The organism is Agrococcus sp. UYP33, from assembly GCF_054060915.1.
Genome location: NZ_JBSSDR010000001.1, coordinates 1,918,374 through 1,943,429, shown reverse-complemented (window position 1 = coordinate 1,943,429; position 25,056 = coordinate 1,918,374). Strand labels below are relative to the sequence as shown.

Here is a 25,056-nt window from a genome sequence, read left to right as displayed (position 1 = left end):
GCCATGTGGCATCTGTCCTACGATGTGGGAATCCGTGGCGCCGAGCGCCACCCTCAACGGAGAGGGATCCCATGCCCGAATGGACCATCCTCGCGATCGTCGCGGTCGTCATCGTCGCGGTCGTGATCATGATCGTGCGGCTGCACGTCAACCCCGTCATCGCGCTCGCGATCGGCGCCGCCGCGATCGGCCTCATGAGCGGCCTCGGCGCGCTCGGCACCGTCGAGACCATGGCCACCGGCTTCGGCGACACGATGGCCGAGGCGGGGCTCCTCATCGCCTGGGGTGTGCTCATCGGCTCGCTGCTCAACCGGATGGGCGCGATCACCCGGCTGGTCGAGTCGCTCCTCAAGCTCTTCGGTCCGAAGGGCGTGCCCTTCGCGATCGGCGTCTCGTTCGCCACCTACCTGCAGACGATCTTCGTCGACGTGATGATCGTGCTCGCCGCGCCGCTCGCCCGCCGCATCGCGCCGCGGCTCGGCAAGGCGGGCGTCGGCATCATGGCCGCGACCTTCGCCATCAGCCTCGAGACGGGCATCGCGCTCATGGTGCCCGGCATCGGCGCCGTCATGATCGCGGCGAGCCTCGGCATCCCGATCGGGCAGATGCTGCTGTGGGGCTTCGTCGTGGTCGTGCCCACCGTGATCGTCTCGATCCTCATCATGACCATCGCGTTCCGCGCCGGCTTCTGGAACCCCGAGGGCGACGAGCAGGAGATCATCCACGACGGCGACGAGCCGGGCGGTGCGGATGCCGAGGCCCGGTCCGGCGCCGACGCGCCCCGCTCCGTCTCGGGCGCGACGCGGTCGATCCCGGTCGCGGGCGACGGCGCGCAGCGCTCGACCGTCGCCGTCGCGGAGCACGAGGATGAGGCCCGTCGCCTGCCGCTCATCGTGCTGTTCGCGCCGCTGCTGCTCTCGCTCGTGCTCATCGCCGGCGGCGCGCTCCTCGACATCGCCGAGGCCGAGGTGCCGGCGATGCAGTTCCTCGGCTCCCCCGCCATCGCCCTCCTCATCGGCGTCATCGGCACCGCGCTCATCGCCCGTCGAGCGCTCGGCCGCACCGAGCTCGAGCGCGCGCTCGTCCACGGCTTCAAGGACGCCGGCCAGATCTTCGCCCTCACCGGCGTCGGCGGCGCGCTCGCGGCCGTGATCGCCGCGGGCGAGCTCGGCGACCTGCTCACCGGCTACCTCGGCGCCTCGGCGTTCGCGCCGATCGTGCTCGTCTGGGTCTTCGCCGCGGTGCTCCACATCGCGGTCGGCTCCGTGACGCTCTCGGCGATGACGGCGGCGGGCATCCTCGCACCGGTCGCCGCGAGCCTCGGGCTCAACCCGATCCTCATCGGCCTCGCGGCCGGCGCGGGCGCCCTCTTCTGCATCCACGTCACTTCCAACACCTTCTGGCTGCTGCAGTCGTTCCTCGGCCAGTCGGTGCGGGGCGCGCTCAAGTCGGTGACCGTCGGCGTCTCGGTCGCGAGCATCGTCGCGCTCGGCATGGTGCTGCTGCTGTCGGCCGTGCTGTGAGCGGCGTCGTGCAGGACCGGCCGCTGCAGGGCATCCGGGTGCTCGAGCTCGGCAACTACATCGCGGCGCCCACCGCCGGGCGGCTGCTCGCCGACTTCGGCGCCGACGTCGTCAAGGTCGAGCGGCCCGGCACCGGCGACGAGCTGCGGCGCTGGCGGCTGCACGCGGGCGACACCTCGATGCTGTTCCGCACCATCAACCGGGGCAAGCGCTCGGTCGTGCTCGACCTCCGCAGCGATGAGGGCCGCGCGGCGGTGCTCGCGCTCGCGGCGGAGGCCGACGTCGTGCTCGAGAACTTCCGCCCCGGCACGCTCGAGCGCTGGGGCATCGGCCCGGCCGAGCTCGAGGCCGTCAACCCCGACCTCGTGCTCGTGCGCATCTCGGCCTTCGGCCAGACCGGCCCGATGTCGGCGCGGCCCGGCTTCGCGGCCGTCGCGGAGGCGTACGGCGGCTTCCGAGAGCTGGTCGGCGAGCCCGGCAGGCCGCCGAGCCGCACCGGCTTCTCGATCGGCGACTCGATCGCCGGCCTCTACGCGGCGTTCGGCGCCGTCATGCGGCTGCTCGAGCGCGAGCGCGCCCGCGCCGCCGCCGAGGGCACGGCGCCGCGCATCCCGCTCGACGCGCGCGCGATCGACGTCGCGCTCAACGAGGCGATGCTGTCGGTGACGGAGTCGCTCGTGCCGGAGTTCTCGGCCTACGGGCAGCGCCGCGAGCGCACCGGCGGCCGGATGGAGGGCATCGCGCCGTCGAACGCCTACCTCTGCGGCGACGGCAGGAGCATCGTCGTCGCCGGCAACGGCGACGGCATCTTCCGGCGCTACATGGAGGCGATCGGCCGGCCCGACCTCGGCGCCGACCCGGCGCTCGCGTCGAACGAGCTGCGCTGGGCGCGCCGCGACGAGCTCGACGACGCGATCGGCGCATGGACGGCGGCCCGCTCGAGCGGCGACGCGCTCGACGCACTCGATGCGGCGGGCGTGCCCGCCGGCCCCATCTACACGGCCGAGGATGTCATCGCCGACGAGCAGTACGCGGCGCGCGAGATGATCCAGCGCTTCGACATCGACGACGGCGCGGGGATGCGCGAGGGCGTCGCGATGCCCGGCATCGTGCCGGTGGTCGGCGGGCGGAGCCTGCCCATCACGCAGCCGGGGCCGGACCTCGGCGCCGACACCCGCGAGGTGCTGGCCGAGTGGCTCGGCTGGGACGCGACGCGAGCGGACGCACTCGTGCAGGAGGAGGCAGCATGACGGTCGGGATCCGCGACGTGACGCTCCGCGACGGGCTGCAGCTCGCCGGCAAGCCGCTGCCCACGGAGCGCAAGGTGCGCCTCGTGCGCGAGCTGCTCGCGCTCGGTGTCGAGCACGTCGAGATCGGCTCGATGGCGCGGCCCGACCTCGTGCCGGCGATGGCCGACACGCTCGACGTCGTCGCGGCCCTCACGCCCGACGAGCTCGCGCACTGCTGGGTGTGGGTGGCGACGCCGCGCCACGTCGAGCGGGCCGCAGCGGCCGGGGTCACGCGCTTCCAGTACTGCTTCTCGGCGAGCGACAGCCACAACCGAGCGAACATCGGCCGCGACACCGAGGCGTCGATCGCCGCGATGCCCGATGCGCTCGCCGCAGCTCGCGCGGTCGACGGCGAGCTGCAGCTCTGCATCGCGACGACGTTCACGTGCCCCTTCGAGGGCGAGGTGCCGCTCGATCGCATCGAGCGCATCCTCGGCGACGATCGCACGGCCGGCGCGAGCGACGTCGTCATCTGCGACACGCTCGGGCAGGCGCACCCTGCCGTGGTGCGCGAGCGGGTCGGGCTCGCGGCGGCCCGGCGCCCGGAGGCAGGCCTCGTCTTCCACGGCCACGACACCTGGGGCGCGGGCGTCGCGAACGCGCTCGCAGCCGTCGACGCGGGGGCGGATGTCGTCGACGGCGCGCTGGGCGGCCTCGGCGGCTGCCCCTTCGCGCCCGGTGCCTCCGGCAACACCTCGACCGAGGACCTCGCCTTCACGCTCCGGCCCGCCTGGTCGAGCCCCGACTCCTTCGCCGCGCTCGTGCGGCTCGGCGAGGAGATCACCGGCGCGCTCGACGAGCCGGACCGCGCGCGCGTGCGCGGCGGCGCGCTCAGCCCCCAGGCGCGCGCGTTCCCCTGGACGCTGCGGGCCTGACCGCCGCGGCACCCGCGTAGGGGCCCGCGCCGAGCCGGCGCGGAGTCCGGCTCAGTCGACTGGGCGGTCGTCGCCGGGGGCGTCGTCGGCGAGCGCCGAGTGCGCTCGCCACGTGGCGAGCGCGAGGCCGACCACGAGCACGACGGCGGCGAGCACCGCGAGGATCGCCCACTCCTCGATGCCCGCGGCCGCACCCGCGGCGAGCGCGCCGAGCGCCGCGATCGCGGCGACGGATGCGGTGAGCCAGGTGAGCGGCGTCGCCGCGCGGTGCGTGCGCCGGTAGGTCGACGCATCCGCGCGCAGCCGCCTGCCGGGCAGGCCGAGCGCGGGCGACGGCGCGATGCGCCCGAGGCCGATCGCGTGGACGACGACCGCGATCGCGACGGCTCCGGCAGCCAGCAGCGCGGAGCCGAGCCACGTGAGGATCACGTCCATGGCGCCATCCTGGCACGGGCGGATCAGGCGGGCGCGGCCCGTCCGTAGGTGACGGCATCCAGGACCGCCGGCGGCGCGGCGGCACGCAGCTCCGCGTCCGGGATCGCGCCGAGCGCATCGTTGACCGTCGAGAACGCGATGCGCGCCGCGATGTAGGCGGTCAGGCCGAGGATGGCCCGATCGTCGAATCCCGCCCGGCGCAGGGCGTCGACGTCGGCGGCGGTCGTCCCGTTGGGGTCGCGCACGAGCTGCCGCGCCCAGGCGGCGATCGTGCGCTCGTCGTCGTCGAGGCCCTCATCCGTGCCGTCGAGCACGGCGCGCGCGGTCGGCGCGTCGCTCGCCCTCGCGAGGCGCGCGCCCCACGCGAGCGAGCAGTACGCGTCGCCCATCGCGGCGGCGAGCGCGGTGACGACGATGCCCTTCTGCCGGAAGGTGAGCCCCGCGGCCTCGGCTGCGGCGCCCGCGAACGCCGTCCACGCGTCGTCCACCGGCGGGGCCTGCGCCCACACGCGGGTGAGGTTCATGACGTAGCCGTCGTCGGCGCGGTCGGCGGCGTACTTCGCCTCGACCGCGTCGCTCGGCTCGGGCTCTGCCAGGAAGCCCCCTGTGCCCATGACGGACCTCCTCGATCGCACCGGATGCGCGTCACGCTAGCCGGGGACCGCTGCGGCGTCCAGGCGCGCCGGTCGTGTCGGCGCTCAGTCCGTGCGGACCTCGCGGTGCGGCTCGTCGTCGCCCGGCCAGTCGAAGCCGGCCACGAAGGCCGCGAGCGCGTCCTGCTCGAGCAGCACCGACTCCGGCCCCGCCTCGCGCCCTGCGACGCGCGCGGCGAGCGACGCCATCGATGCGCGCACGACGACGAGCTCGTGCTCCGCGCCGATCGCGTCGCAGCGCTCGCGCCAGGCGTCGCGCACCCAGCGCGCCGAGAGCGAGCCGTCGACGACCACCCGCTCCCCCGCCTGCACCGCGCGCACGAGCCGGCCGTGCAGGTCGGCATCGATCGCAGCCATCAGCTCGGGCGTGAAGCCACCGTCGTGCACGCCGCGGGCCCAGGCCTCGCGATCGAACGAGAGCACGAGCGCGCCACCCGCCTCGAGCTCTCTCGCGATCGTCGTCTTGCCGGCGCCCGCGGGCCCGCAGAGGAGCGTCACCTGCGGCATGCGCGCGACCCTAGAGGCTCGGCAGCTGGCCGGCCGCCCGGCGCGGACGCAGCACGAACCACGCGACGGCGCCCAGCACCGGCAGCGCCAGGATGACGAGCAGCCACAGCACGGCGCCGAGCCCCGAGAGCGTCGGCTCGCGCAGCACCTGCACGATCGCGACGGCCGCGAGCGCGAGCAGCACCAGGGCCGCGACCGTCCAGATGACGTCGTAGCCCGTGGACAGCAGCGGGTTCACCACCTCGAGGAGCATGCGGCGAGCGTACCTCGCGGTGCGCTCGCCGCCGCGCGGCTCAGCGCAGGTCGACGCGGATGGCGGAGCCCTCACCCGGCGAGACCGAGTCGATCGTCAGGTACGCCGAGTGCCCGCGGATGGCGAGCCCGTACGGCGCCGACAGGCCGTCGACGACCGCCTCGTGGACGGATCCGCCCGGGGTCACCGCGCGCAGCGACCCGACGTGCCCGTCGAAGAAGTTCTCGTCGTCGAGCTGCACGGCATACAGGGTGTCGCCCTTCCACGCCAGGCTCGTCACCATCGTGAGGCCCGTCGCGTACGCCGACACCTGCCCGTCGCGCGTCACGCGCCAGATCGTCGAGCCGCCGGTCGGGAACGGGAAGCCCGTCAGCTGCGACACGTAGTAGGCGCCGTCGGGACCCACGGCGACGTCGGTCGTCACCGCCTGCGGGCTCACCTCACCCGGCCCGAACGGGTTGGGCACCGGGTCGCCGTTCGGGAACACCGCGACCGCGCGCTCGCCGCCACGGCCCACCCGCAGCAGCGCGTTGCCGCCGGCATCCGTGACCGCCCAGCGTCCGTGGCCGAGCGAGACGAACCCGGTCGCGTTGCTGTCCGGCGGCACGTTCCCGTCGGGGTTGTTCGCGACCTCGAAGGCGTTGATGTCGGCCACGAGGTTCAGATCGGCGCCGGTGAGCGGCGCCCACCGCAGCCGCGCGGAGCGCAGGGTGCCGAAGGACGCGTACTCGGCGGGCAGGTCGGCGCGCGCCGTCGCTGCCCCGGTCATCCCGCCGATCAGCACCTCGATGCGGTTGCCGCGCACGGCGACGTCGGATGCGCCGACCACCTCGCCGTTGAAGGTCATGGTCGGCAACCCGGTGACGACCTGCCGCTGCTCGGCGCGCCGGTGGTCGGGCCGCCGCACCTCGGTGACGCCGCCCGTCAGGCCGCAGACCTGGAAGGCCGGGTCGACGCCCGGGATGGCGGCGCAGGCGTCAGGGACGCCGGCCTCCGCGATGTAGAGGCTGCCGCCCCGCCCGAGCGAGAGCTGCCTGGGGTTGTCGAGCCCGGTCGCCACCGTGACGACGTCGTCATCGGAGTGGCCGCCGGCGTAGGCGGGAGCGCCGGCGACGGCGATCAGGCTGAGACCCAGGACCGCGGCGGCCGCCGCCGCCGTCGCCCTGGATCGGAGGTTGCGAGACATGGGGGCTCCTCTTCATCACGCACGGGAGCGGCGGGATGCCGCCGCGCACCAGCGTCCGCCTGACCCGGCGGCACGACAAGCCCCCATCTCTGCGGAACGGGGGCCGGTCGAGCCGCACCACCTGCTAGCGTGCCGTGCGACCGCGGGCGATCGGCGACGCCGCGAGGCCGATCGCCGCGATCGCGAAGCCGCCGCAGACGATCGCGAGGGCCGGCCCGACGCCGATCGCGTCGCCGAGCACGCCCGCGAGCGGGGCGGCGACGACGACCATCGCGCGGTTGACGGTGCGCATCGTCGCGTTCATGCGCGCCTGCATGCGGTCAGGGGTCGCGCGCTGGCGGAGCGCCATCTCGCTCGGGTTCGACAGGCCCATCGCCACGCCGGCCGCGGCGAGACCCGTCAGCACGAGCGCGAGCCCGCCCCCCTCCGGCAGCGCGAGCAGCGCTGCCGTCGCGACCACCCCCCAGGCGAAGGGCAGCAGCGACCGCTCGAGGATGATCGTGCGCGCGAAGCCCAGCCGCCCGGCGACGACGCCGGCGAGCGCGGTGCCCACGAGCGTGGCCGCGCCGAGCACGCCGAGCGCGAGCCCCAGGCCGCCGGGCCCCGCGTCGAGGTCGACGAGCACGAGCGGCACGAGCAGCGTCATCGCGGCGCCGTTGCAGAGGAACCACACGTGGGTCCACCGGGCCTGCGGCCCGAGCCGCGGATGCCGGTGGACGAAGCGGAGCCCGTCCAGGATCGAGCGCGCGAGGCCGCGCTCGCGCCGCGGTGCGCGCGCATCGGGCGGCAGCGTCGCGAGCACGACCGCCGAGACGAGGTGCGCGCCCGCCGCGAGCAGCAGCGAGACGGGTGCGCCGAGCCATGCGATGACGACGCCCGAGATCGCCGGTCCCGCCGATTGCGCGGCGTTCGACCCCGCATCGAGCCGCTGGTGCGCGGGCAGCAGCCGCTCGCGGGCGACGAGCCGCGGCACGAACGCCTGCGATGCGGCGTCGTTGACGAGGCTCGCGCCGCCGAGCAGCACGGCCGCGAGCAGCAGCACCCAGAGCGAGCCGCCGCCGGACAGCCAGGCGATGGCGAGGCCACCCAGCACGAGCGCCCGCAGCACGTCGCTCACGAGCATCACCGTGCGGCGCCGCATCCCCTCGACGATCGCGCCCACCAGCAGGCCGAGCACCACGTAGGGCAGGAAGCGCGCGGACGACAGCCAGCCGACCTCGGTGGCGCCGCCGCCGAGGTCGAGCACGACCATCGTCTGCAGCGCGATCACCGCGAGCCCGATCGCCGTCTCGGTCGCGACCTCGACGCTCCAGAAGCGCCAGAACGCCGCGCCGAGACCGCGTCGGTCCCGGGCGGCGTCGGTCATCCGGTCAGGCGTCGCCCGCGAGGGCAGCGAGCTGCGCCTCCTCGTCGGCCTGGATGCACGAGTCGATCACCGGCTGCAGGGCGCCGTCGAGCACGGCGTCGAGGTTGTACGCCTTGTAGCCCGTGCGGTGGTCGGCGATGCGGTTCTCGGGGAAGTTGTAGGTGCGGATGCGCTCCGACCGGTCCATCCCGCGGATCTGGCTGCGCCGCGCGTCGGACGCCGCGGCATCCCGCTCCTCCTGCTGCCTCGCGAGCAGGCGGGCGCGCAGCACGCGCATGCCGGCCTCCCGGTTCTGCAGCTGGCTCTTCTCGTTCTGCATCGACACCGTGATGCCGGTCGGGATGTGCGTGATGCGCACCGCCGAGTCGGTCGTGTTCACGCTCTGGCCACCGGGGCCCGACGAGCGGTAGACATCGATCTTGAGGTCGTTCTGATCGATCGCGACCTCCTCGGGCTCGTCGACCTCGGGGAAGACGAGCACGCCGGTGGTGGAGGTGTGGATGCGGCCCTGCGTCTCGGTCGCCGGCACGCGCTGCACGCGGTGCACGCCGCCCTCGTACTTCAGCGACGCCCAGACGCCCTCGGACGGGTCGCTCGAGGAGCCCTTGAACGCGATCTGCACGTCCTTGAACCCGCCCATGTCGCTCGCGGTCGACTCGAGCATCTCGATCTTCCAGCCGCGGGCGGAGGCGTAGTGCGAGTACATCCGCACGAGGTCGGCCGCGAACAGCGCCGACTCCTCGCCGCCCTCGCCGCCCTTGACCTCCATGATCACGTCGCGGCCGTCATCCGGGTCGCGCGGGATGAGCAGCCGCCGGAGCCGCTCCTCGGTCTCGTGGGCCGCCGCCTCGAGCGACGGCACCTCCTCGGCGAACGCCTCGTCCTCGCGGGCGAGCTCGCGCGCGGCGGCGAGGTCGTCGACCGCCGCGCGCCAGCGCTCGTGCGCGACCTTGATCTGGCTCAGCTCGGCGTACCGCCGGTTCACCCGGCGCGCACGACCAGCGTCGGCGTGCAGCGCCGGGTCGGCGAGCTGCAGCTCGAGGTCGGCGTGCTCGGCAAGCAGGCCCGAGACCGACTCGAACATGTCAGTCCTTGTCGTGCTGGCCGGGCACCGACTTCGAGACCTTCATGAGGAACTCGACGTTCGACTGCGTCTCCTTGAGCTGCTTGAGCACGAGCTCGAGCGCCTGCTGGGTGTCGAGGCCCGCGAGCGCCCTGCGGAGCTTCCACATGACCTTCGTCTCCTCGACGCCCATGAGCATCTCCTCGCGGCGCGTGCCGGAGGCGTTGACGTCGACGGCGGGGAAGATCCGCTTGTCGGCCATGTTGCGCGAGAGGCGCAGCTCCATGTTGCCCGTGCCCTTGAACTCCTCGAAGATGACCTCGTCCATCTTGGAGCCGGTCTCGACGAGCGCGGTCGCGAGGATCGTGAGCGAGCCGCCGTGCTCGATGTTGCGCGCGGCGCCGAAGAACTTCTTCGGCGGGTAGAGCGCGCTCGAGTCGACGCCGCCCGAGAGGATGCGGCCCGACGGCGGTGCCGACAGGTTGTAGGCGCGACCGAGGCGGGTGATGCCGTCGAGCAGCACGACGACGTCGTGGCCGAGCTCGACGAGGCGCTTCGCACGCTCGATCGCGAGCTCCGCGACGATCGTGTGGTCCTCGGCGGGCCGGTCGAAGGTCGACGCGATGACCTCGCCCTTGACGGTGCGCTGGAAGTCGGTGACCTCCTCAGGGCGCTCGTCGACGAGCACGATCATGAGGTGGACCTCGGGGTTGTTCTCGGCGATCGCGTTCGCGATGGCCTGCATCACGAGCGTCTTGCCGGCCTTGGGCGGCGACACGATGAGGCCGCGCTGGCCCTTGCCGATCGGCGACACGAGGTCGATGACTCGGGTCGAGAGCTTGTTGGGCGTCGTCTCGAGGCGGAGTCGCTCCTGCGGGTAGAGCGGCGTGAGCTTCGAGAACTCGACGCGCGTGAGCGCGTCCTCGACCGACTGGCCGTTCACCGAGTCGACGCGCACGAGCGCGTTGAACTTCTGGCGGTTCGACTGCTGCTGCTCGCCCTCGCGCGGCTGCTTGATCGCGCCGACGACGGCGTCGCCCTTGCGGAGGCCGTGCTTCTTGACCTGCGCGAGCGAGACGTAGACGTCGTTCGAGCCGGGCAGGTAGCCGGAGGTGCGCACGAAGGCGTAGTTGTCGAGCAGGTCGAGGATGCCGGCGACGGGCAGCAGCACGTCGTCCTCGTGCACCTCGAACTCGTCGCCCTGCACGCGCCCGCGGGTGCGGTCGCGACCGCGGCTGCGGCGCGAGCCGTCGGCGTCGGCCTGCGGCTGCTGCTGGGGCTGGTTGCCCGGCTGGCCCTGCTGACCGCGGCCGCGGCCACGGCCGCGGCGGTTCTCGTCGTCGTCCTGCTGCGGCTGGTCGTCCTGGCCCTGCTGGCTGCCCTTGCCGCGGCTGCGGCGGCGGCGCGAGCCGCCCTCGCGCTGGCCCTCGCCCTGGGCGTCGCCCTGGCCCTGGTCCTGACCGCGCTCATCGGCGCCGTCGCGGTCGTCGGAGCGCTCGTCGGCGGTGACCTCGACGACGGCGGCGCGCGCACGGGCGGCGCGGTCGTCGGAGGCGCGGTCGCCGTCGCGCGCGTCCGTCGCCTCTGCACCGGTCGTCTCGGCGACCGGGGCGTCGGGCTGCGGTGCCGGCTGGTCGTCGGACGGCGCGCCCGACTTGGCGCGCGAGCGGCTCGAGCGGGCGCGGGGCGCGCGCTTGGCGGGCGCCTCGTCAGCGGGGGCCTCGTCGGTCGCTGCGACCTCGGTCGGCGCGGCGTCGGCCTCGGCGGGTGCCTCGGCCGCCTCGGCGGCGGGCGCCTCAGCGGCAGGTGCCTCGGCAGCGGCGGCGGTCTTCGACCGGCGCGGTGCGCGGCGCTTGGGGGCGGCCTCCTCGGCCGGGGCCGCGGCGGGCGCGTCGGCCGGAGCCTGCTCGGCCTGGGCCTGCTCAGCCTGGGCCTGGGCGGGCTCTGCGGGCGCCTCGGCCTGGGCGGGCGCCTCGGCCTGCTCGGCCACGGACGACGACGTCGCGCGGCGCGAGCGGCGCTTCGGCGCGGTCTGCGCGGGCGCCTCGGCCTGTGCGGACGTCGAGGCGTCGGGGCTGGTGGTCTGCGCGACAGCGGCGTCGTCAGACGTCGGGATGCTGTCGATGATCTCGCTCGTCATGGGCGAGTGCTCCTTCGATGTCGGCCCGCGCGCGATGCTCGCGGGCGTGGGACCACGTCTCCCGCTGCGCTCACGGCCGCGGTGCGGACGTCGGGCGCATTCAGAATGCGGAGAGAGGAGTCAGAATGTCCCCTCGCGCGGCTAGGCCGCAGCAGTGCTGGGGACGGGCTCCACTGTACCACCGCGGATGTCGACGGCCAGCAGGCGCGCGTGCCACGCCTCGGGCCGATCCTCGACGATGCGGGCGGCCTCCAGCCGGGCGGCCGGATCGCTCGCGAGCACGAGCACCGAGGGGCCGGCGCCCGACACGACGGCCGCGTGGCCGGCGGCTCGCAGCGCCGCGACGAGGGCGCTCGTCTCGGGCATCGCGCTCGCCCGGTAGATCTGGTGGAGCCGGTCCTCGGTGGCGTCGAGCAGCAGCTCGGGGCTCTGCGTCAGCGCCGCCACGAGCAGCGCCGATCGCGACAGGTTGAAGACGGCGTCGGCGTGCGGCACCTCGGTCGGCTGCAGGCTACGAGCGAGCGTGGTCGACATCGTCGCCTCGGGCACGGCGACGAGCAGCGAGACGCCGCGGTGCACGGCGAGCTGCTTGTGGCGCGGGCCCGTCTCGTCGACCCACGCGATGGTGAGGCCGCCGAAGATCGCGGGGGCGACGTTGTCGGGGTGGCCCTCGAGCTCGGTCGCGTAGCGCAGCACGTCCTCGTCGCTGACGTCGACGACGCCCTCGAGCAGACCCTTCGCCGCGAGCACGCCCTCGACGATCGCGGCGCCGGAGGAGCCCATGCCGCGGCCGTGGGGGATGCTGTTCGTCGCCGTGATGGCGATGCCCGGAGGCACGACGCCCACCCGGTCGAAGACGTGCAGGAGCGCGCGCGCGACGAGGTTCGTCTCATCCGTCGGCACCTCGCCAGCGCCGACGCCGGTGACGTCGACCCGCACGCCCGACTCGGTCGCCTCGACCTCGAGCTCGTCGTGCACGTTGAGCGCGAGGCCCAGCGTGTCGAAGCCTGGGCCGAGGTTCGCGCTCGTCGCCGGCACGCGCACGTGCACGCGACGGCCGACCGGCACGCCGGCCGGGTTCGCGCCGGTCGCGTCGGCGGCCGTCACGCGAGGCCCAGCATCTGCGCGACCTGCGCGGTGTCGGCGTCGGCCGACTCGGGCGTGGCGTCCGAGCCGTCCTCGAGCCGCAGGCCCCACGCGGCATCCTTCAGGCCGTGGCCCGTGACGGTGAGCGTCACGGTCGAGCCCGCGGGGATCTCGCCGGCGGCGTGCCGCTCGAGCAGGCCCGCGACCGAGATGGCCGAGGCCGGCTCGACGAAGACTCCGGTGGAGGATGCGAGCAGCCGCTGGGCGCGCAGGATGTCGGCGTCCTCGATGGCGCCGATGTAGCCGCCGGACTCGTCGCGGGCGGCGAGCGCCTGCTGCCACGAGGCCGGGTTGCCGATGCGGATGGCGGTCGCGACGGTATCGGGCTCGCGAACGACCTCGCCGCGCACGATCGGCGCGGCGCCGGCGGCCTGGAAGCCGATCATGCGCGGGCGCCGCGTGGCGGTGCCGGCCGTCTCGGCCTCGGAGAAGCCGCGCCAGTAGCTCGTGATGTTGCCGGCGTTGCCGACCGGCATGATGTGGATGTCGGGCGCGTCGCCGAGCACGTCGATGATCTCGAGCGCCGCCGTCTTCTGGCCCTCGATGCGGTCGTCGTTCACGGAGTTGACGAGGTGCACGGGGTAGCGGTCGGCGAGCTCCTTCGAGATCTCGAGGCAGTCGTCGAAGTTGCCGCGGATCTGCACGATGCGCGCGCCGTGCACGACCGACTGGGCGAGCTTGCCCATCGAGATGCGGCCCTCGGGCACGAGCACGATCGCCTGGATGCCGGCCGCGGCCGCGTAGGCGGCGGCCGCCGCCGAGGTGTTGCCGGTCGACGCGCACGCGACGGCCTTCGCGCCGCGCTCGACGGCCCGGGAGACCGCGACCGTCATGCCGCGGTCCTTGAAGGAGCCGGTGGGGTTGAGCCCCTCGAACTTCACGAGCACGCGGGCGTCGGTCATGGTCGACAGCGCCCTCGACTCGATGAGCGGGGTGCCGCCCTCGCCGAGCGTCACGACCGTCGACGCATCCGTCACGCCGAGCGTGTCGGCCCACTCGCGGAGCACGCCCTGCCACTGGTTCGCCATGTCTGCCTCCTAGTCGATGAGTCGGATCACGCTGTCGATCCGCTCCACGTCGGTGTGCGCCTCGAGCGCGTCGAGCACGGACGCGATGCGCGCCTCGCTCGCGGTATGGGTGCCGAGCACGAGCGAGGCGTGCGCCTCGCGGGCGTCCTGCCGCACGGACTCGACCGAGACGCCGTGCTCGGCGAAGAGCCCCGCGACCGCGGCGAGCACGCCGGGCCTGTCGGCGACGGTGAGCGCGAGCTCGTGGCGCGCCAGCACGTCGCCGAAGGGCGCGATCGGCAGGTCGGCGTGCGTCGACGACGCCGCGCCGGGTCCGCCCAGCACGTGGCGGCGGGCGATCGAGACGAGGTCGCCGAGCACGGCGGAGGCCGTCTCGGGCCCACCGGCGCCCGCGCCGTAGAACATGAGGTCGCCCGCGGCCTCCGCGGTGACGAAGATCGCGTTCTTCGCCTCGCGCACGGCGGCGAGCGGATGCGTCGCGGGCAGCGAGACGGGATGCACGCGGGCCGACACGCGATCGCCGCCCTCGCCGGGCAGGCGCTCGCAGATGGCGACGAGCTTCAGCACCCGGCCGGTGCGCTCCGCCTGGGCGACCATCGCATCCGTGATGCCGGTGATGCCCTCGCGATGCACGAGCGCGCCCGGCACGGCGGTGTGGAAGGCGAGCGACGCCAGGATCGTCGCCTTCGAGGCGGCGTCGAAGCCCTCGATGTCGGCGGTCGGGTCGGCCTCGGCGTAGCCGAGCTCGGTCGCGACCCGGAGCGCGTCGGCGAGCGACGAGCCCTCGGTGTGCATGCGGTCGAGGATGAAGTTCGTGGTGCCGTTGACGATGCCCATCACGCGCGTCACGCGGTCTCCGGCGAGCGACTGCTCGAGCGGGCGGATGATCGGGATCGCGCCGCCGACCGCCGCCTCGTAGGCGACCTGCGCGCCGAGGATCTCGGCGGCGTGGAAGAGCTCGGGGCCGTGCGCGGCGACGAGCGCCTTGTTCGCGGTGACGACGTCGGCGCCGGAGGCGAGCGCATCGAGGAGCAGGGTGCGAGCCGGCTCGATGCCGCCGAGCAGCTCGACCACGATGTCGGCGCTCGCGACGAGCGTGCCGAGGTCGCTCGTCATGAGCTCGCGCGGCAGGTCGACGTCGCGCTGGGCGTCGACGTCGCGCACGCCGATGCCGACGAGCTCGAGCGGCGCGCCCACGCGGGCCGCGAGCTCGTCGGCGTGCTCGAGCAGCAGGCGGGCGACCTGCGAGCCGACGCTGCCGGCGCCGAGCAGCGCGATGCGGAGGCTGCGGTACGAGTTCATGCGTCTCCTGGGGTCGCTGCGTCGAGTCCCGCGTCGCGGGCGAGCAGGTCGTCGATCGACTCGCGGCGCACGAGCACGCGCACGGCGCCGTCCCGCACGGCGAGCACCGGCGGGCGGGGCGTCGCGTTGTAGTTGGAGGCGAGCGAGTGGCAGTAGGCGCCGGTCGCGGCGACGGCGAGCAGGTCGCCGGGCGCGACGTCGGCGGGCAGCCACTCGGCGTCGACGACGATGTCGCCGGACTCGCAGTGGTGGCCGGCGACGCGGGTGAGCGCCGGGGCGGCGTCGGAGGCGCGATCCGCGATCCGCGCCGAGTAGTGCGCGCCGTAGAGCGCGGGCCGCGGGTTGTCGCCCATCCCGCCGTCGACCGAGACGTAGGTGCGGACGCCGCCGTCGAGGTGCACCGGCTTGACGGTGCCGACCGTGTACACGGTGATGCCAGCGGGGCCGACGATCCAGCGGCCCGGCTCGATCGCGATCCGCGGCACCGGCACGCCGAGCTCGTCGGCGGCGGCGCGCACGGCATCCGCGAGCGACTGCGCGATCTGCTCGATCGGCTCCGGGCGGTCGGCGCCCGTGTAGGCGATGCCGAAGCCGCCACCGAGGTTGAGCTCGGGCAGCGGCGCGTCGGCGCCCAGCTCGGCGTGGAGCGCGAGCATGCGGCGCGCCGACTCGGCGAAGCCGCTCGCGTCGAAGATCTGCGAGCCGATGTGCGTGTGGAGGCCGACGAGCTCGAGGCTCGGCAGCTCGCGGATGCGCGCGACGAGCGCCGGCGCCTCGCTGACGGGCACGCCGAACTTCTGGTCCTCGTGGCTCGTGGCGAGGAACTCGTGGGTCGAGGCGTGCACGCCGACGGAGATCCGGAGCCGCACGCGCTGCACGCGGCCCGCGCGCTCGGCGGCGGCCGCGACGCGCTCCGCCTCGATCTCGGAGTCGAGCACGAAGGTGCCGACACCCGCGGCGACGCCCGCCTCGATCTCGGCGAGGCCCTTGTTGTTGCCGTGGAAGCCGATCGCCTCGGGCTCGACGCCGGCGCGCAGCGCGATCGCGAGCTCGCCGCCCGTGCACACGTCGATGCGCAGGCCCTCGGCGCGCATCCAGCGGGCGACGTCGGCCGTCAGCAGCGCCTTGCCGGCGTAGTAGACGTCGACGCCCTGCTGGTCGAACGCGGCCTCGAACGCCTCGCGGATGCGCCGTGCGCGGCCGCGCGCGACGGCCTCGTCGACGAGCAGGAACGGGGTGCCGTGCGCCTGCGCCACCTCGCGGAGGTCGGCCCCGCCGATCCGCACAGCGCCGTCGACGCGCTCCGCGCCGGCCGGCCAGACGCCGTCGGCGAGCGCGTTCGGGTCGCCCGCGTCGAGCAGCTGGGGGGCGAGCGGATGCGGCACGGGACTCCGTCCGTGTGTGGTTCATGGGGCTCGCGCTCCGGTGGGCTCGGAGCGCTGGCGGCGACGGCGCTTGTGGCGCTGCTCCCCATCCTATGAGGCCGCGCATGGCCGCTCTGCCGCCACGGCCGGCCCGTCCGACCCCGGGCGGACCTGTGAGCGCCGTGCCCTACCGTGGCGTGCGTGCCGACTCCTCCCCCGTCGTGGTTCGAGCGCGACCCGCTCGAGCTCGCGCCGCTGCTGCTCGGCGGCGTGCTGCGCCGCGCGGACGCCGCGGGAGCGGTGGCGCTGCGCGTCACCGAGGTCGAGGCCTACCGCGGTGCCGACGATCCCGGTGCGCACAGCTTCCGAGGGATGACGCAGCGCAACGCGACGATGTTCGGGCCGGGCGGGCACGTCTACTGCTACTTCACCTACGGCATGCACCACGCCGTGAACATCGTGGCCGGGCCCGCAGGCTCCGGCTGGGGTGTGCTCGTCCGTGCCGGGGAGGTCGTGGAGGGGCGCGAGCTCGCCCTCGAGCGGCGCTCGGCGCGGCGCGCGTCGCCGCCGACGGGCGAGCTCGCCCGAGGTCCGGGCAACGTCGCGCAGGCGCTCGGCGCGACGCTCGCCGACGACGGCGCGCCGCTCTCGGATGCGCCGCCGGCTCCGCCCGCCGAGCGAGGCGCGTGGTCCTTCGAGCCCGCCACCGCGTCCGTGCCGCATGCCACCGGACCGCGCGTCGGCGTCAGCGGCCCGGGCGGCGACGCGATCGCCCACCCGTGGCGCTACTGGATGCCGGGCGAGCCGAGCGTCTCGGCGTACCGCCCCGCGACGCCGCGACGGCGCGCGTAGCCCCGCAAGCCATGCCTTGAGGGGCCCGGAGTGCCGGGGCTATGCTCGCCGCGAGGCGGCCCGGCCGCCGCGCGCGTGCGGATCCCGAGGAGCGCCCATGGAGGCCAGCCCGTCCAGCCCGTCGACCGCGATCCTGGTCGTCGCCGCCGATGACGACGTGCGCGAGGCGCTCCTCGAGCCGCTCGAGCGGCGCTACGCGCAGGACTACCTGATCGTGAGCGCGGAGGGGCCGGCGGACGGCGTCGCCGCGCTCGACGAGCTGCGCGCGGCCGGGGGCGACGTCGCGCTCGTGCTCGCCGATGACGCATCACCGGTAGGCGACCACGACAACGTCTTCGCGGCGGCCAGGCGGGCGTTCCCCGACGTGCGCCGCGGCTACGTGATCGAGTGGGGCTCGTGGGCCGACCGGCGCACCGCCGATGCGGTGCTGCAGCTCATGACGCACCTGCAGATCGACTACTACGTCGTGCGGCCCACGCACTCCCCCGACGAGTCGTTCCACCGCGCCGTCACCGACTTCCTGCGCGAGTGGGAGGCGTCGGTCGGCAAGCGCCATCGCGCTTTCACGGTCATCGGCGACGGCGCGAGGCCCCGCACGCACGAGCTGCGCCGCCTGCTCCACCGCAGCGGCGTGCCGGCCGACCACCTCGCCGCCGACTCCCCCGACGCGATCGCACTGCTGGCGGAGGCCGGCATGGAGGCCACGGCGCCCGGCACCGCCGACGTGCCGCTCGTGCGCACCCCGGCCGGGCACATCCTGGTCGATCCGAGCGATGCCGAGCTCGCTCGCGCGCACGGGCTCACCACGGCGCTGCCGTCGGGGGTCGTCGACGTGGCCGTCATCGGCGCCGGGCCAGCCGGGCTCGCGGCCGCCGTCTACGCCGCGTCCGAGGGGCTCGAGACGCTCGTGCTCGAGGTGGAGTCGATCGGTGGGCAGGCGGGGTCGAGCTCGCTGATCCGCAATTACCTCGGCTTCTCGCGCGGCGTCTCGGGCGCCGAGCTCGCCCAGCGGGCGTACCAGCAGGCGTGGGTGTTCGGTGCGCGGTTCGGCCACACCCGGCGCGTGACGGGGATGCGCGTCCGCGACGTCTTCGAGCTCGACGTCGCACCCGACGAGACCGTGCGCGCGCGGTCGGTCGTGCTCGCCACCGGCGTCACGTACAGGCGGCTCGCGGCGCCGGGGCTCGAGCCGTTCGTCGGCGCCTCCGTCTTCTACGGCGCCTCGTCGGTGGAGGCGCGGGCGCAGGCGGGCCGCGACGTGCTCGTCGTGGGCGGCGGGAACTCCGCGGGCCAGGCGGCGCTGCACCTCGCTCGGTACGCGGGCTCGGTCTCGATCGTCGTGCGCGGCGAGGGGCTCGCCGCGAGCATGTCGCGCTACCTCATCGACCAGCTCGAGGCCGCCGGCGTGCGGCTCGTCACCGGCGCGCGCGTGGTCGACGCGAGCGCCGCCTCCGCGGACCGGCTCGAGCGCGTGGTGCTCGAGCGAACCGGGTCGCGCGAGCGGTTCGAGGTGCCGGCGCACGCGGTGTTCATCACCATCGGCGCCAGGCCGCACACCGAGTGGCTGCCGCCCGAGGTGCTGCGCGATCAGTGGGGCTCCGTGATCACCGGGCCGGAGGTGCTCGCCGAGGGCGGCCGGCGCGCGTGGCTCGGGGCGCCCGGCACGGAGCCGACGCTGCTCGAGACGTCGGTGCCGGGCTGCTTCGCCGTCGGGGATGCGCGGCGCGGCTCCGTGAAGCGCGTCGCCTCGGCGGTCGGCGAGGGCTCGGTGGTCATCTCGTCGGTGCACAAGCACCTCGGCCCGATCGCGGGCGGCTGACCCGCGCTGGTCGAGGAGCACGGGCCGAAGGCCCGCGCGTATCGAGACCACCCCGGCCGAGCGCATCATGATCTCGATACGCGCCGCTTCGCGGTGCTACTCGATCACCATTCGCCGCTGGTCGAGTAGCACGGGCCGAAGGCCCGCGCTTATCGAGACCACCCTGACCGAGCGGAGACCTGATCTCGATACGCGCCGCTTCGCGGTGCTACTCGATCACCATTCGCCGCTGGTCGAGTAGCACGGGCCGGAGGCCCGCGCGCATCGAGACCACCCCCGGACTGTGCGAGTCATGATCTCGATACGCGCCGCTCCGCGGTGCTACTCGATCAGCGTGTCAAGAGGCGGTGCTGCTCGATCCCCATCCGCTGCTGGTCGAGTAGCACGGGCCGGAGGCCCGCGCGTATCGACTCCACCCCGGCCGAGCGCATCCTGATCTCGATACGCGCCGCTTCGCGGTGCTACTCGATCAGCGTGTCAAGAGACGGTGCTGCTCGATCAGCAGAGAGGAAGCGGTGCTGCTCGATCAGCGTGAGAGGGCGGCTACATCCGCTCCGGGGCCGAGACGCCGACCGTCGTGAGCGCCGTGCGCAGCACCTGGCCGGTCGCGTCGTTCAGCCACAGGCGCGTGCGGTTCAGCGCACCGACGGGCTCGTCGCCCTGCGGCGCGACCCGGCACGCGTCGTACCAGCGGTGGTACAGCCCGGCGAGCTCCTCTGCGAACCGCGCGACGCGGTGCGGCTCGCGCAGCTCCGCCGCCTGCGCGAGCACGCGCGGGAAGTCGGCCAGCGCGCCGAGCAGCGCCGACTCCGTCTCGTGCGACAGCAGCGACGGGTCGAACTCGCTCCGGTCGACGCCAGCGGCCTCGGCGTTCCGGGCGACTGCCGACATCCGCGCGTGCGCGTACTGCACGTAGTAGACGGGGTTGTCGTTCGTGCGCTGCGTCAGCAGCTCGAGGTCGATGTCGAGCGGCGTGTCTGCGCTCGACCGCACGAGCGAGTAGCGGGCGGCGTCGACGCCGACCGCCTCGACCAGGTCCTCCATCGTGACGATGGTGCCGGCGCGCTTCGACATCCGCACCGGCTGCCCGCCGCGGATGAGGTTGACCATCTGGCCGATCATCAGCTCGAGGTGCACGTGCGGGGTGTCGCCGAACGCGGCGCACATCGCCATCATGCGGCCGACGTAGCCGTGGTGGTCGGCGCCGAGCATGATGATGCACTCGTCGAAGCCGCGGTCGCGCTTGTTCTGGTAGTACCCGAGGTCGCCGGAGAAGTACGCGGGCTGGCCGTTCGAGCGGATCACGACGCGGTCGCGGTCGTCGCCGAAGGTCGTGGTGCGCAGCCAGATCGCGCCGTCCTCCTCGAAGACGTGGCCGCGCTCGCGGAGCACCTCGATCGCGCGATCGACGGAGCCGTCGGACTGCACCTGGTGCTCGTGGAAGTAGACGTCGAAGTCGACCCCGAACTCGTGCAGGTCGTGGCGGATCTCGTCGAACATCAGCTTCACGCCGTGCTCGCGGAACGTCTCCTGCAGGGTCTGGTCGTCGAGATCGAGCAGGTCGCCGTCGTAGGAGTCGTCGACGCGGCGGGCGATGTCGGCGATGTAGGCGCCGCCGTAGCCGTCCTCCGGCGTCGGCTCGCCCTTGAACGCGGCGACGAGGCTCTTCGCGAATCGGTCGATCTGCGCGCCGTGGTCGTTGAAGTAGTACTCGCGGGTGACCTCGGCGCCCTGGCGCTCGAGCACGCGGCCGAGGCTGTCGCCCACCGCGGCCCAGCGGGTGCCGCCCATGTGGATGGGGCCGGTCGGGTTCGCCGAGACGAACTCGAGGTTGATCCGCACGCCCGCGAGCGCGGTGCCGGCGCCGTAGGCGTCGCCAGCCTCGACGATCGTGCGGGCGAGCTCGCCCGCGGCGCCCGCCGAGATGGTCAGGTTGATGAAGCCGGGGCCGGCGACGTCGGCGCGCTCGATGCCGTCGACCTCGGCGAGCGTCGCGGCGACGTCGTCGGCGAGCTCGCGGGGTGCGACGCCGACGCGCTTCGCGAAGCGCATCGCCGCGTTCGTCGCCCAGTCGCCGTGGTCGCGGTTGCGGGGGCGCTCGAGCACGATGTCGCCCTCGGCGACCTCCACGTCGGCCGTGCGTCGAGCGACCGCGGAGCGGACGGCGGCGAGCACGGCGAGCGAGAGATCGGAAGGCTGCATGGGGTCGATCGTAGTCCGCGCGGCGTCGCCACGACGCCGGTGGCGGCCCGTACCCTGGCCCCATGTCGAGCTCCAGCCTGCGCTTCCGCCGTCTCCTCCCGGTCGCCGTGGTGGCGGCGGCGACGGCCCTCGCGCTCACCGGCTGCCAGCCCGGCGCGCTCGCGCCGATCGAGTCCTCCGACGCCCCCGAGCCGTCGTCGAGCGCCTCCGAGCAGCCGACGCCGACGCCGAGCGCGTCCGAGACGACGCCCGGGTCCGAGCCCGAGTCGCCGACCCCGACGCCCGCGCCCACCGGCACCGCGCTGCCGACGACGCCGCCGGTCGCGGGCGACCTCGACTGCAGCGAGGTCTACACCGCCGACCAGCTGTACGAGTTCAACCCGAACTTCGCGCCGTCGAGCGACGAGGGCTCGCTGCCCGGCGCGATCGACGACGTCGCGGATGCCGGCGGCACCGTGTGCGCCTACCAGCACGTGACCGGCATGGACCGCCTGCTCATCGGCGTGCTCACCGACGCCGCGGGCTTCGCGGCCCCAGCCTTCGAGGCGGTCGGCGACATGGGCGTCGCGACCTCGCCGCAGGACGGCGCGATCGTCGCGGTGGCCTCGCAGTACTTCGACCAGGCGCAGGACGCGCAGCCCGTCATCGACCAGGTCGCCGACAACCTCGACTGACCTGCACCTCCCCCGCTCGACGAGCTCGGCGCGGGTGCGGGCTAGGCGATCTGGATGCGCTGCGCCGGGTCGTCGACCGCATCCGGCGCGAGGTCGTCGTCGGCCGCCTCGACCGTGAGCGACTGCAGAAGCACGGGATTGCCGCTCGTCGTCGCCCACGCCGTCTCGAGCGCATCCGCGCCCGTCGCGATGCGGATCAGGCTGCCGCGCGGCGCGAGGCCCGTCGCGTCGACGACCCACCACTGCCCGTCGATGTGCACCTCGGCCACCGCGTGGAAGTCCGGCGGCCGCAGCCCCGGCGCGTAGACGCCGACGTAGCGCGCCGGGATGCCGGCCGCGCGTGCAAGCGCGATCATGACGTGCGCGTAGTCGCGGCACATGCCGCCGCGCTTCTCGAGCGTCGTGACGGCGGAGTCGTCCATCGCCGAGAGCGACGGTGAGTAGGTGAAGCCGCGCGCGATCCACTGCCGCATGGCGGCGATCGCGTCGAAGCCGGTCGCGCGGCCGAACCGCTCCTCGACGAAGCCCCGCAGCGCGCTCGCCTCGACGTAACGCGAGTCCTCGAGGTAGCGCGCGGCATCGCCCTCGTCGACCGAGCGCTGCGAGCCGCCGACGCTCGTCTGCACGTCGACGGCGAGCGTGCCCGCGGGCGCGGTGAAGACGAGCTCCCTCGTGTCGTGTGCGGCGGGCAGGATGCGCCAGTCGACGGGCGCTCCGTCGACCGTGACCGAGATGCGATCGTCGGACGCGTAGTCGGCGGCCGGCAGCACGAGAAGGATGACGTCGGTGTCGCCCACGAGGTTCATCGTGAAGGCTGCATGGGCGGTGCGCATTTGGTTCGATCCTCCCACAGTCCGTCCCCCGACTACGGCGTCAGCGCCTCCGGCTGGAGCACGTAGAGGTAGCCGCTGATGTCCGATGTCCAGGGCTCGGGCTCGACGCCCGCCGCGAAGGTCGCCGAGCTCACCGAGACGAGCCGGGTGCCCAGCTGCAGCCGCTGCAGGAAGGCCTGCAGCTCGGCCGGGCCGACGCCCGTCGTGGAGATCGTGATGGGCACCGCCGCGAGGTTCTCGGGTCCGATGAGCGGGTCGGTGTGGGGCATCGGCACGTCGGGCACCGTGCCCTCGGCGGGAGCCGCAGCGGGATCCGATGCTGTCGGCGCCTCCGACTCGGTCGACCCGTCGGTCTCCGCCGCGGCCTCCTCCGCCGGCGCCGGCTCGACCACGCCCTCCGGCTCGACCGGCGGGAGGTAGGCGACGGCCTCCGCGGCCGTGACACCGACGATCGTGACCCCGGTCTCGAGCGCGAGCGCGTCGAGCTGGCGGATGAACTCGGCGTACTGCAGCTCGCCCGGCACGCCCTGCGACAGCTCGTCGCGCGACGCCTCGAACTCGCTCATCCCCGCGGCCGCCTCCTCGAGCTCGACGATGCGCAGCTCGTGCAGCCGGTTCTGCTGCTCGACGACCTCGAGGTCGCCGCGAGCGGTCGAGGCCGCGGTCAGGTCGGGCGAGATGGAGCCGAACCAGGCACCGGCGGCGACACCGATGGCGATCAGTCCGGCGCCGAGGCTCCACAGGCGGTCCTTCGCGTTCATCGGCTCTCCTCCCCTTCGGCGTCGGCGTCGGCGGACTGCCCGTCCGTCGTCGCCTGCTCGCCCGACGTCGCCGGGTCGGCCGGGTAGCGGCCCGAGTACGCGCCCTCGTCGAGGTGCACGATGAACGTCGTCTCGAAGACGCCCTCCTGGTCGACGGCCGAGCTCGGCACCTGCACGTCGACGAAGCCGGGCACGCTCGCGAGCTGGTCCTCGATGCCGGGCACCGAGAGCAGCGCCGGGCTGCGCACCGTGAAGGTGACCATGGCCACGCGAGCCCCCTGCAGCGGCACGACGGGCTGCGCGTAGGCCAGCATCGGCGAGCTGCCCTCGACGGCGACGCTCGTGAGCGTCGCATCCTCCGGCAGCGTGCCGGCGATCGCCGCGAGGGTCGACTGCCAGTCGATCTCGGTGCTGGCGATCACCTGGCGGGCCGCCTCGCGCTCCTCGATCTCGGCCTGCACGGCCAGCACACCGGCGAACTCCGCCTGCCGGTCGATGAGCGCGGCGGTGCGGTCCTGCGCGATGAGCAGGTCCACCTCTGCGGCGATCGCCTGCACCTTCGCGCCCGCGCCACCGGCGACGACGCCCACGATGACCAGCACGGCGATCGCGACGACGCCGCGTCGGATGCCCCGGCTCCGCCGCGCGAGGCCCACCTCCGGGGGGAGGAGGTCGACGGCGGGATGCGCGCCGAGCTCGAGCGGCGCGCTGTCGGTGCTGCCGCCGACCGTGATCCCGAAGACCTTCATGCTGCCCTCCGCATCGCCAGGCCGACGGCCACGACTGCTCGGTTGCCCTCGTTGGAGGCGCGCTCGCGCTCGCGCGGCCGCACCGTGACGGTGCCGAACGGGTCGCCCCACTCGACGGGCAGCCGCAGCACCTCGCTGAGCGCCCCGGAGAGGCCGCCGAGGGTCGCGCCGTCACCGGTGAGCAGCACGCGCCGCACCGGCAGGTCAGGCCGCGAGGTCTCGAAGTACGTCACCGTGTTGCGCACGCCGGTGACGAGCTCGCCGGTCACCTCGCGGATGATCTCGATGATCGGCTCGTCGTTCGCCGGGAAGCCGCCGAAGCCGAGCCCGAGCGCGCGCTTGGCGTCCTCGGCGACATGCCGCTCGATGCCGAGCCGCGAGTGCAGCGTGTGGGTGATCTCATCGCCGCCCGACGGGATGATGCGCACGAAGTGCGGCACCCCCTCCCAGGCGATCACGACCGTGGTGGTGTGCGCACCGACGTCGACGACCGCGGTCGCGCCCTGCTCCTGACCCCGTCGCAGCAGCGCGCGGCTGAGGGCGAACGGGATGAAGTCGACCGTGATGGGCTCGAGCCGCGCCTTGCGCACGGCGTCGATGGTCGCGAGCACGCCCTCCTTGACGGCGGCGACGAGCAGCCCCTGCACCTGGCCGTGCCCGGCGTCGGCGACCGGGTAGAAGTCGAGGATCGCCTCGGGCGTGGGCACCGGGAGCATGTCGTGCACCTGGAACGGCAGCGCCTCGCGGATCATCGCGAGCGGCGCGTTCGGCACGGTCAGCTCACGCGCGAGCACGCGGTCGTTGCCGATGCCGAGCACGACCTTGCGGGTCGAGAACCGTCCACGCTTCCACAGCGTCTTCAGCGCCGCCGTCACGTGATGCGGCTCGACGACCTCGCCGCGCTGCATCGCGCCGGGCGGCAGCGCGACCGAGTGGTACCGCGTGAGGGTCGTGCCCTTGCGCGTGACGATCACCTCGGCGGCCCGCACGGCGGTCGCGCCGATGTCCAGTCCCACGATGCTTGCCATCAGTCGAT

The 25,056-nt window shown here is 74.1% G+C and carries 23 protein-coding genes; 6 read left to right on the top strand and 17 right to left on the bottom strand.

Annotated elements, in window-relative coordinates; translation table 11 throughout:
• Positions 1 to 71: 71 nt before the first annotated feature.
• The 3 genes from ACVWW9_RS09535 to ACVWW9_RS09525 are packed head-to-tail and all read left to right on the top strand — an operon-like array spanning position 72 to position 3,687.
• Positions 72 to 1,523 (top strand): GntP family permease, encoded by a 1,452-nt coding sequence (locus ACVWW9_RS09535; protein ID WP_456515299.1) that lies wholly within the window; start codon positions 72 to 74, stop codon positions 1,521 to 1,523.
• On the top strand, positions 1,520 to 2,773 hold the full coding sequence (locus tag ACVWW9_RS09530) for a CaiB/BaiF CoA transferase family protein (RefSeq protein WP_456515298.1): 1,254 nt from the start codon (positions 1,520 to 1,522) through the stop codon (positions 2,771 to 2,773). Before ACVWW9_RS09535 ends, ACVWW9_RS09530 begins: the two co-directional genes overlap by 4 nt.
• Positions 2,770 to 3,687, top strand: coding sequence for a hydroxymethylglutaryl-CoA lyase (locus ACVWW9_RS09525; protein ID WP_456515297.1), 918 nt, complete (start codon positions 2,770 to 2,772; stop codon positions 3,685 to 3,687). The genes ACVWW9_RS09530 and ACVWW9_RS09525 overlap by 4 nt, the downstream gene beginning before the upstream one ends.
• Positions 3,688 to 3,738: 51 nt before the next feature.
• Here ACVWW9_RS09525 and ACVWW9_RS09520 read toward each other — a convergent pair whose 3' ends face one another.
• From ACVWW9_RS09520 to lysA, 12 genes are all read right to left on the bottom strand, one after another.
• Positions 3,739 to 4,122 (bottom strand): hypothetical protein, encoded by a 384-nt coding sequence (locus tag ACVWW9_RS09520; protein WP_456515296.1) that lies wholly within the window; start codon positions 4,120 to 4,122, stop codon positions 3,739 to 3,741.
• Between the two features lie 23 nt (positions 4,123 to 4,145).
• Positions 4,146 to 4,736, bottom strand: coding sequence for a carboxymuconolactone decarboxylase family protein (locus ACVWW9_RS09515; protein WP_456515295.1), 591 nt, complete (start codon positions 4,734 to 4,736; stop codon positions 4,146 to 4,148).
• A gap of 84 nt (positions 4,737 to 4,820) precedes the next feature.
• On the bottom strand, positions 4,821 to 5,282 hold the full coding sequence (locus ACVWW9_RS09510; protein WP_456515294.1) for an AAA family ATPase: 462 nt from the start codon (positions 5,280 to 5,282) through the stop codon (positions 4,821 to 4,823).
• 10 nt (positions 5,283 to 5,292) lie between these two features.
• Entirely contained in the window at positions 5,293 to 5,535 is a 243-nt protein-coding gene (locus ACVWW9_RS09505; protein ID WP_456515293.1) for a PLDc N-terminal domain-containing protein, read from the bottom strand.
• A gap of 40 nt (positions 5,536 to 5,575) precedes the next feature.
• Positions 5,576 to 6,721, bottom strand: coding sequence for a ScyD/ScyE family protein (locus tag ACVWW9_RS09500; protein ID WP_456515292.1), 1,146 nt, complete (start codon positions 6,719 to 6,721; stop codon positions 5,576 to 5,578).
• Positions 6,722 to 6,845: 124 nt separating this feature from the next.
• Complete coding sequence (locus ACVWW9_RS09495) at positions 6,846 to 8,087, bottom strand: MFS transporter (RefSeq protein ID WP_456515291.1); 1,242 nt, start codon at positions 8,085 to 8,087, stop codon at positions 6,846 to 6,848.
• Between the two features lie 4 nt (positions 8,088 to 8,091).
• The gene (prfA, locus tag ACVWW9_RS09490; protein ID WP_123697430.1) at positions 8,092 to 9,171 is read right to left on the bottom strand and encodes a peptide chain release factor 1; all 1,080 of its coding nucleotides are present in this window, start codon (positions 9,169 to 9,171) and stop codon (positions 8,092 to 8,094) included.
• A 1-nt stretch (position 9,172) separates the two neighbouring features.
• Positions 9,173 to 11,290, bottom strand: a complete 2,118-nt coding sequence (gene rho, locus ACVWW9_RS09485) for a transcription termination factor Rho (RefSeq protein WP_456515290.1) — start codon at positions 11,288 to 11,290, stop codon at positions 9,173 to 9,175.
• Between the two features lie 141 nt (positions 11,291 to 11,431).
• A complete protein-coding gene (gene thrB, locus ACVWW9_RS09480) occupies positions 11,432 to 12,397 on the bottom strand; it encodes a homoserine kinase (protein WP_456515289.1) in 966 nt (321 codons plus the stop codon).
• Positions 12,394 to 13,464 (bottom strand): threonine synthase, encoded by a 1,071-nt coding sequence (thrC, locus tag ACVWW9_RS09475; protein ID WP_456515288.1) that lies wholly within the window; start codon positions 13,462 to 13,464, stop codon positions 12,394 to 12,396. The genes thrB and thrC overlap by 4 nt, the downstream gene beginning before the upstream one ends.
• A 9-nt stretch (positions 13,465 to 13,473) precedes the next feature.
• Complete coding sequence (locus ACVWW9_RS09470; protein WP_354255467.1) at positions 13,474 to 14,766, bottom strand: homoserine dehydrogenase; 1,293 nt, start codon at positions 14,764 to 14,766, stop codon at positions 13,474 to 13,476.
• Complete coding sequence (gene lysA, locus ACVWW9_RS09465) at positions 14,763 to 16,151, bottom strand: diaminopimelate decarboxylase (RefSeq protein ID WP_456515287.1); 1,389 nt, start codon at positions 16,149 to 16,151, stop codon at positions 14,763 to 14,765. Before lysA ends, ACVWW9_RS09470 begins: the two co-directional genes overlap by 4 nt.
• Positions 16,152 to 16,331: 180 nt before the next feature.
• Between lysA and ACVWW9_RS09460 the strand changes: the two genes are divergently transcribed.
• Together ACVWW9_RS09460 and ACVWW9_RS09455 are read left to right on the top strand one after the other, a co-directional pair.
• Positions 16,332 to 16,982 carry a DNA-3-methyladenine glycosylase gene (locus tag ACVWW9_RS09460; RefSeq protein ID WP_354255473.1) on the top strand — a complete coding sequence of 217 codons (651 nt, stop codon included), beginning with the start codon at positions 16,332 to 16,334 and terminating at the stop codon, positions 16,980 to 16,982.
• Between the two features lie 97 nt (positions 16,983 to 17,079).
• Entirely contained in the window at positions 17,080 to 18,801 is a 1,722-nt protein-coding gene (locus tag ACVWW9_RS09455; protein WP_456515286.1) for an FAD-dependent oxidoreductase, read from the top strand.
• A gap of 543 nt (positions 18,802 to 19,344) precedes the next feature.
• Here the strand turns inward: ACVWW9_RS09455 and argS are convergent.
• Positions 19,345 to 21,003: an arginine--tRNA ligase gene (gene argS / locus ACVWW9_RS09450; RefSeq protein ID WP_456515285.1), complete on the bottom strand. Its 1,659-nt coding sequence runs from the start codon at positions 21,001 to 21,003 to the stop codon at positions 19,345 to 19,347.
• Between the two features lie 62 nt (positions 21,004 to 21,065).
• Between argS and ACVWW9_RS09445 the strand changes: the two genes are divergently transcribed.
• Positions 21,066 to 21,677 (top strand): hypothetical protein, encoded by a 612-nt coding sequence (locus ACVWW9_RS09445; protein WP_354255481.1) that lies wholly within the window; start codon positions 21,066 to 21,068, stop codon positions 21,675 to 21,677.
• Positions 21,678 to 21,718: 41 nt separating this feature from the next.
• Here the strand turns inward: ACVWW9_RS09445 and ACVWW9_RS09440 are convergent, their stop codons facing one another.
• The 4 genes from ACVWW9_RS09440 to pilM are packed head-to-tail and all read right to left on the bottom strand — an operon-like array spanning position 21,719 to position 25,048.
• A complete protein-coding gene (locus tag ACVWW9_RS09440; protein ID WP_456515284.1) occupies positions 21,719 to 22,510 on the bottom strand; it encodes a transglutaminase-like domain-containing protein in 792 nt (263 codons plus the stop codon).
• A gap of 32 nt (positions 22,511 to 22,542) precedes the next feature.
• Positions 22,543 to 23,271 (bottom strand): hypothetical protein, encoded by a 729-nt coding sequence (locus tag ACVWW9_RS09435; protein ID WP_456515283.1) that lies wholly within the window; start codon positions 23,269 to 23,271, stop codon positions 22,543 to 22,545.
• Positions 23,268 to 24,020: a hypothetical protein gene (locus tag ACVWW9_RS09430; RefSeq protein WP_456515282.1), complete on the bottom strand. Its 753-nt coding sequence runs from the start codon at positions 24,018 to 24,020 to the stop codon at positions 23,268 to 23,270. Before ACVWW9_RS09430 ends, ACVWW9_RS09435 begins: the two co-directional genes overlap by 4 nt.
• On the bottom strand, positions 24,017 to 25,048 hold the full coding sequence (pilM, locus tag ACVWW9_RS09425; RefSeq protein ID WP_456515281.1) for a type IV pilus assembly protein PilM: 1,032 nt from the start codon (positions 25,046 to 25,048) through the stop codon (positions 24,017 to 24,019). Before pilM ends, ACVWW9_RS09430 begins: the two co-directional genes overlap by 4 nt.
• Positions 25,049 to 25,056: the final 8 nt, after the last annotated feature.

Excerpts from the sequence above, each read along its gene's own strand:
- ACVWW9_RS09535 (WP_456515299.1), top strand. The coding sequence starts at position 72 with ATGCCCGAATGGACCATCCTCGCGATCGTCGCGGTCGTCATCGTCGCG.
- ACVWW9_RS09525 (WP_456515297.1), top strand. The coding sequence starts at position 2,770 with ATGACGGTCGGGATCCGCGACGTGACGCTCCGCGACGGGCTGCAGCTC.
- ACVWW9_RS09520 (WP_456515296.1), bottom strand. The coding sequence starts at position 4,122 with ATGGACGTGATCCTCACGTGGCTCGGCTCCGCGCTGCTGGCTGCCGGA.
- ACVWW9_RS09515 (WP_456515295.1), bottom strand. The coding sequence starts at position 4,736 with ATGGGCACAGGGGGCTTCCTGGCAGAGCCCGAGCCGAGCGACGCGGTC.
- ACVWW9_RS09510 (WP_456515294.1), bottom strand. The coding sequence starts at position 5,282 with ATGCCGCAGGTGACGCTCCTCTGCGGGCCCGCGGGCGCCGGCAAGACG.
- ACVWW9_RS09505 (WP_456515293.1), bottom strand. The coding sequence starts at position 5,535 with ATGCTCCTCGAGGTGGTGAACCCGCTGCTGTCCACGGGCTACGACGTC.
- ACVWW9_RS09500 (WP_456515292.1), bottom strand. The coding sequence starts at position 6,721 with ATGTCTCGCAACCTCCGATCCAGGGCGACGGCGGCGGCGGCCGCCGCG.
- ACVWW9_RS09495 (WP_456515291.1), bottom strand. The coding sequence starts at position 8,087 with ATGACCGACGCCGCCCGGGACCGACGCGGTCTCGGCGCGGCGTTCTGG.
- prfA (WP_123697430.1), bottom strand. The coding sequence starts at position 9,171 with ATGTTCGAGTCGGTCTCGGGCCTGCTTGCCGAGCACGCCGACCTCGAG.
- rho (WP_456515290.1), bottom strand. The coding sequence starts at position 11,290 with ATGACGAGCGAGATCATCGACAGCATCCCGACGTCTGACGACGCCGCT.
- thrC (WP_456515288.1), bottom strand. The coding sequence starts at position 13,464 with ATGGCGAACCAGTGGCAGGGCGTGCTCCGCGAGTGGGCCGACACGCTC.
- ACVWW9_RS09470 (WP_354255467.1), bottom strand. The coding sequence starts at position 14,766 with ATGAACTCGTACCGCAGCCTCCGCATCGCGCTGCTCGGCGCCGGCAGC.
- ACVWW9_RS09455 (WP_456515286.1), top strand. The coding sequence starts at position 17,080 with ATGGAGGCCAGCCCGTCCAGCCCGTCGACCGCGATCCTGGTCGTCGCC.
- argS (WP_456515285.1), bottom strand. The coding sequence starts at position 21,003 with ATGCAGCCTTCCGATCTCTCGCTCGCCGTGCTCGCCGCCGTCCGCTCC.
- ACVWW9_RS09445 (WP_354255481.1), top strand. The coding sequence starts at position 21,066 with ATGTCGAGCTCCAGCCTGCGCTTCCGCCGTCTCCTCCCGGTCGCCGTG.
- ACVWW9_RS09440 (WP_456515284.1), bottom strand. The coding sequence starts at position 22,510 with ATGCGCACCGCCCATGCAGCCTTCACGATGAACCTCGTGGGCGACACC.
- ACVWW9_RS09435 (WP_456515283.1), bottom strand. The coding sequence starts at position 23,271 with ATGAACGCGAAGGACCGCCTGTGGAGCCTCGGCGCCGGACTGATCGCC.
- ACVWW9_RS09430 (WP_456515282.1), bottom strand. The coding sequence starts at position 24,020 with ATGAAGGTCTTCGGGATCACGGTCGGCGGCAGCACCGACAGCGCGCCG.
- pilM (WP_456515281.1), bottom strand. The coding sequence starts at position 25,048 with ATGGCAAGCATCGTGGGACTGGACATCGGCGCGACCGCCGTGCGGGCC.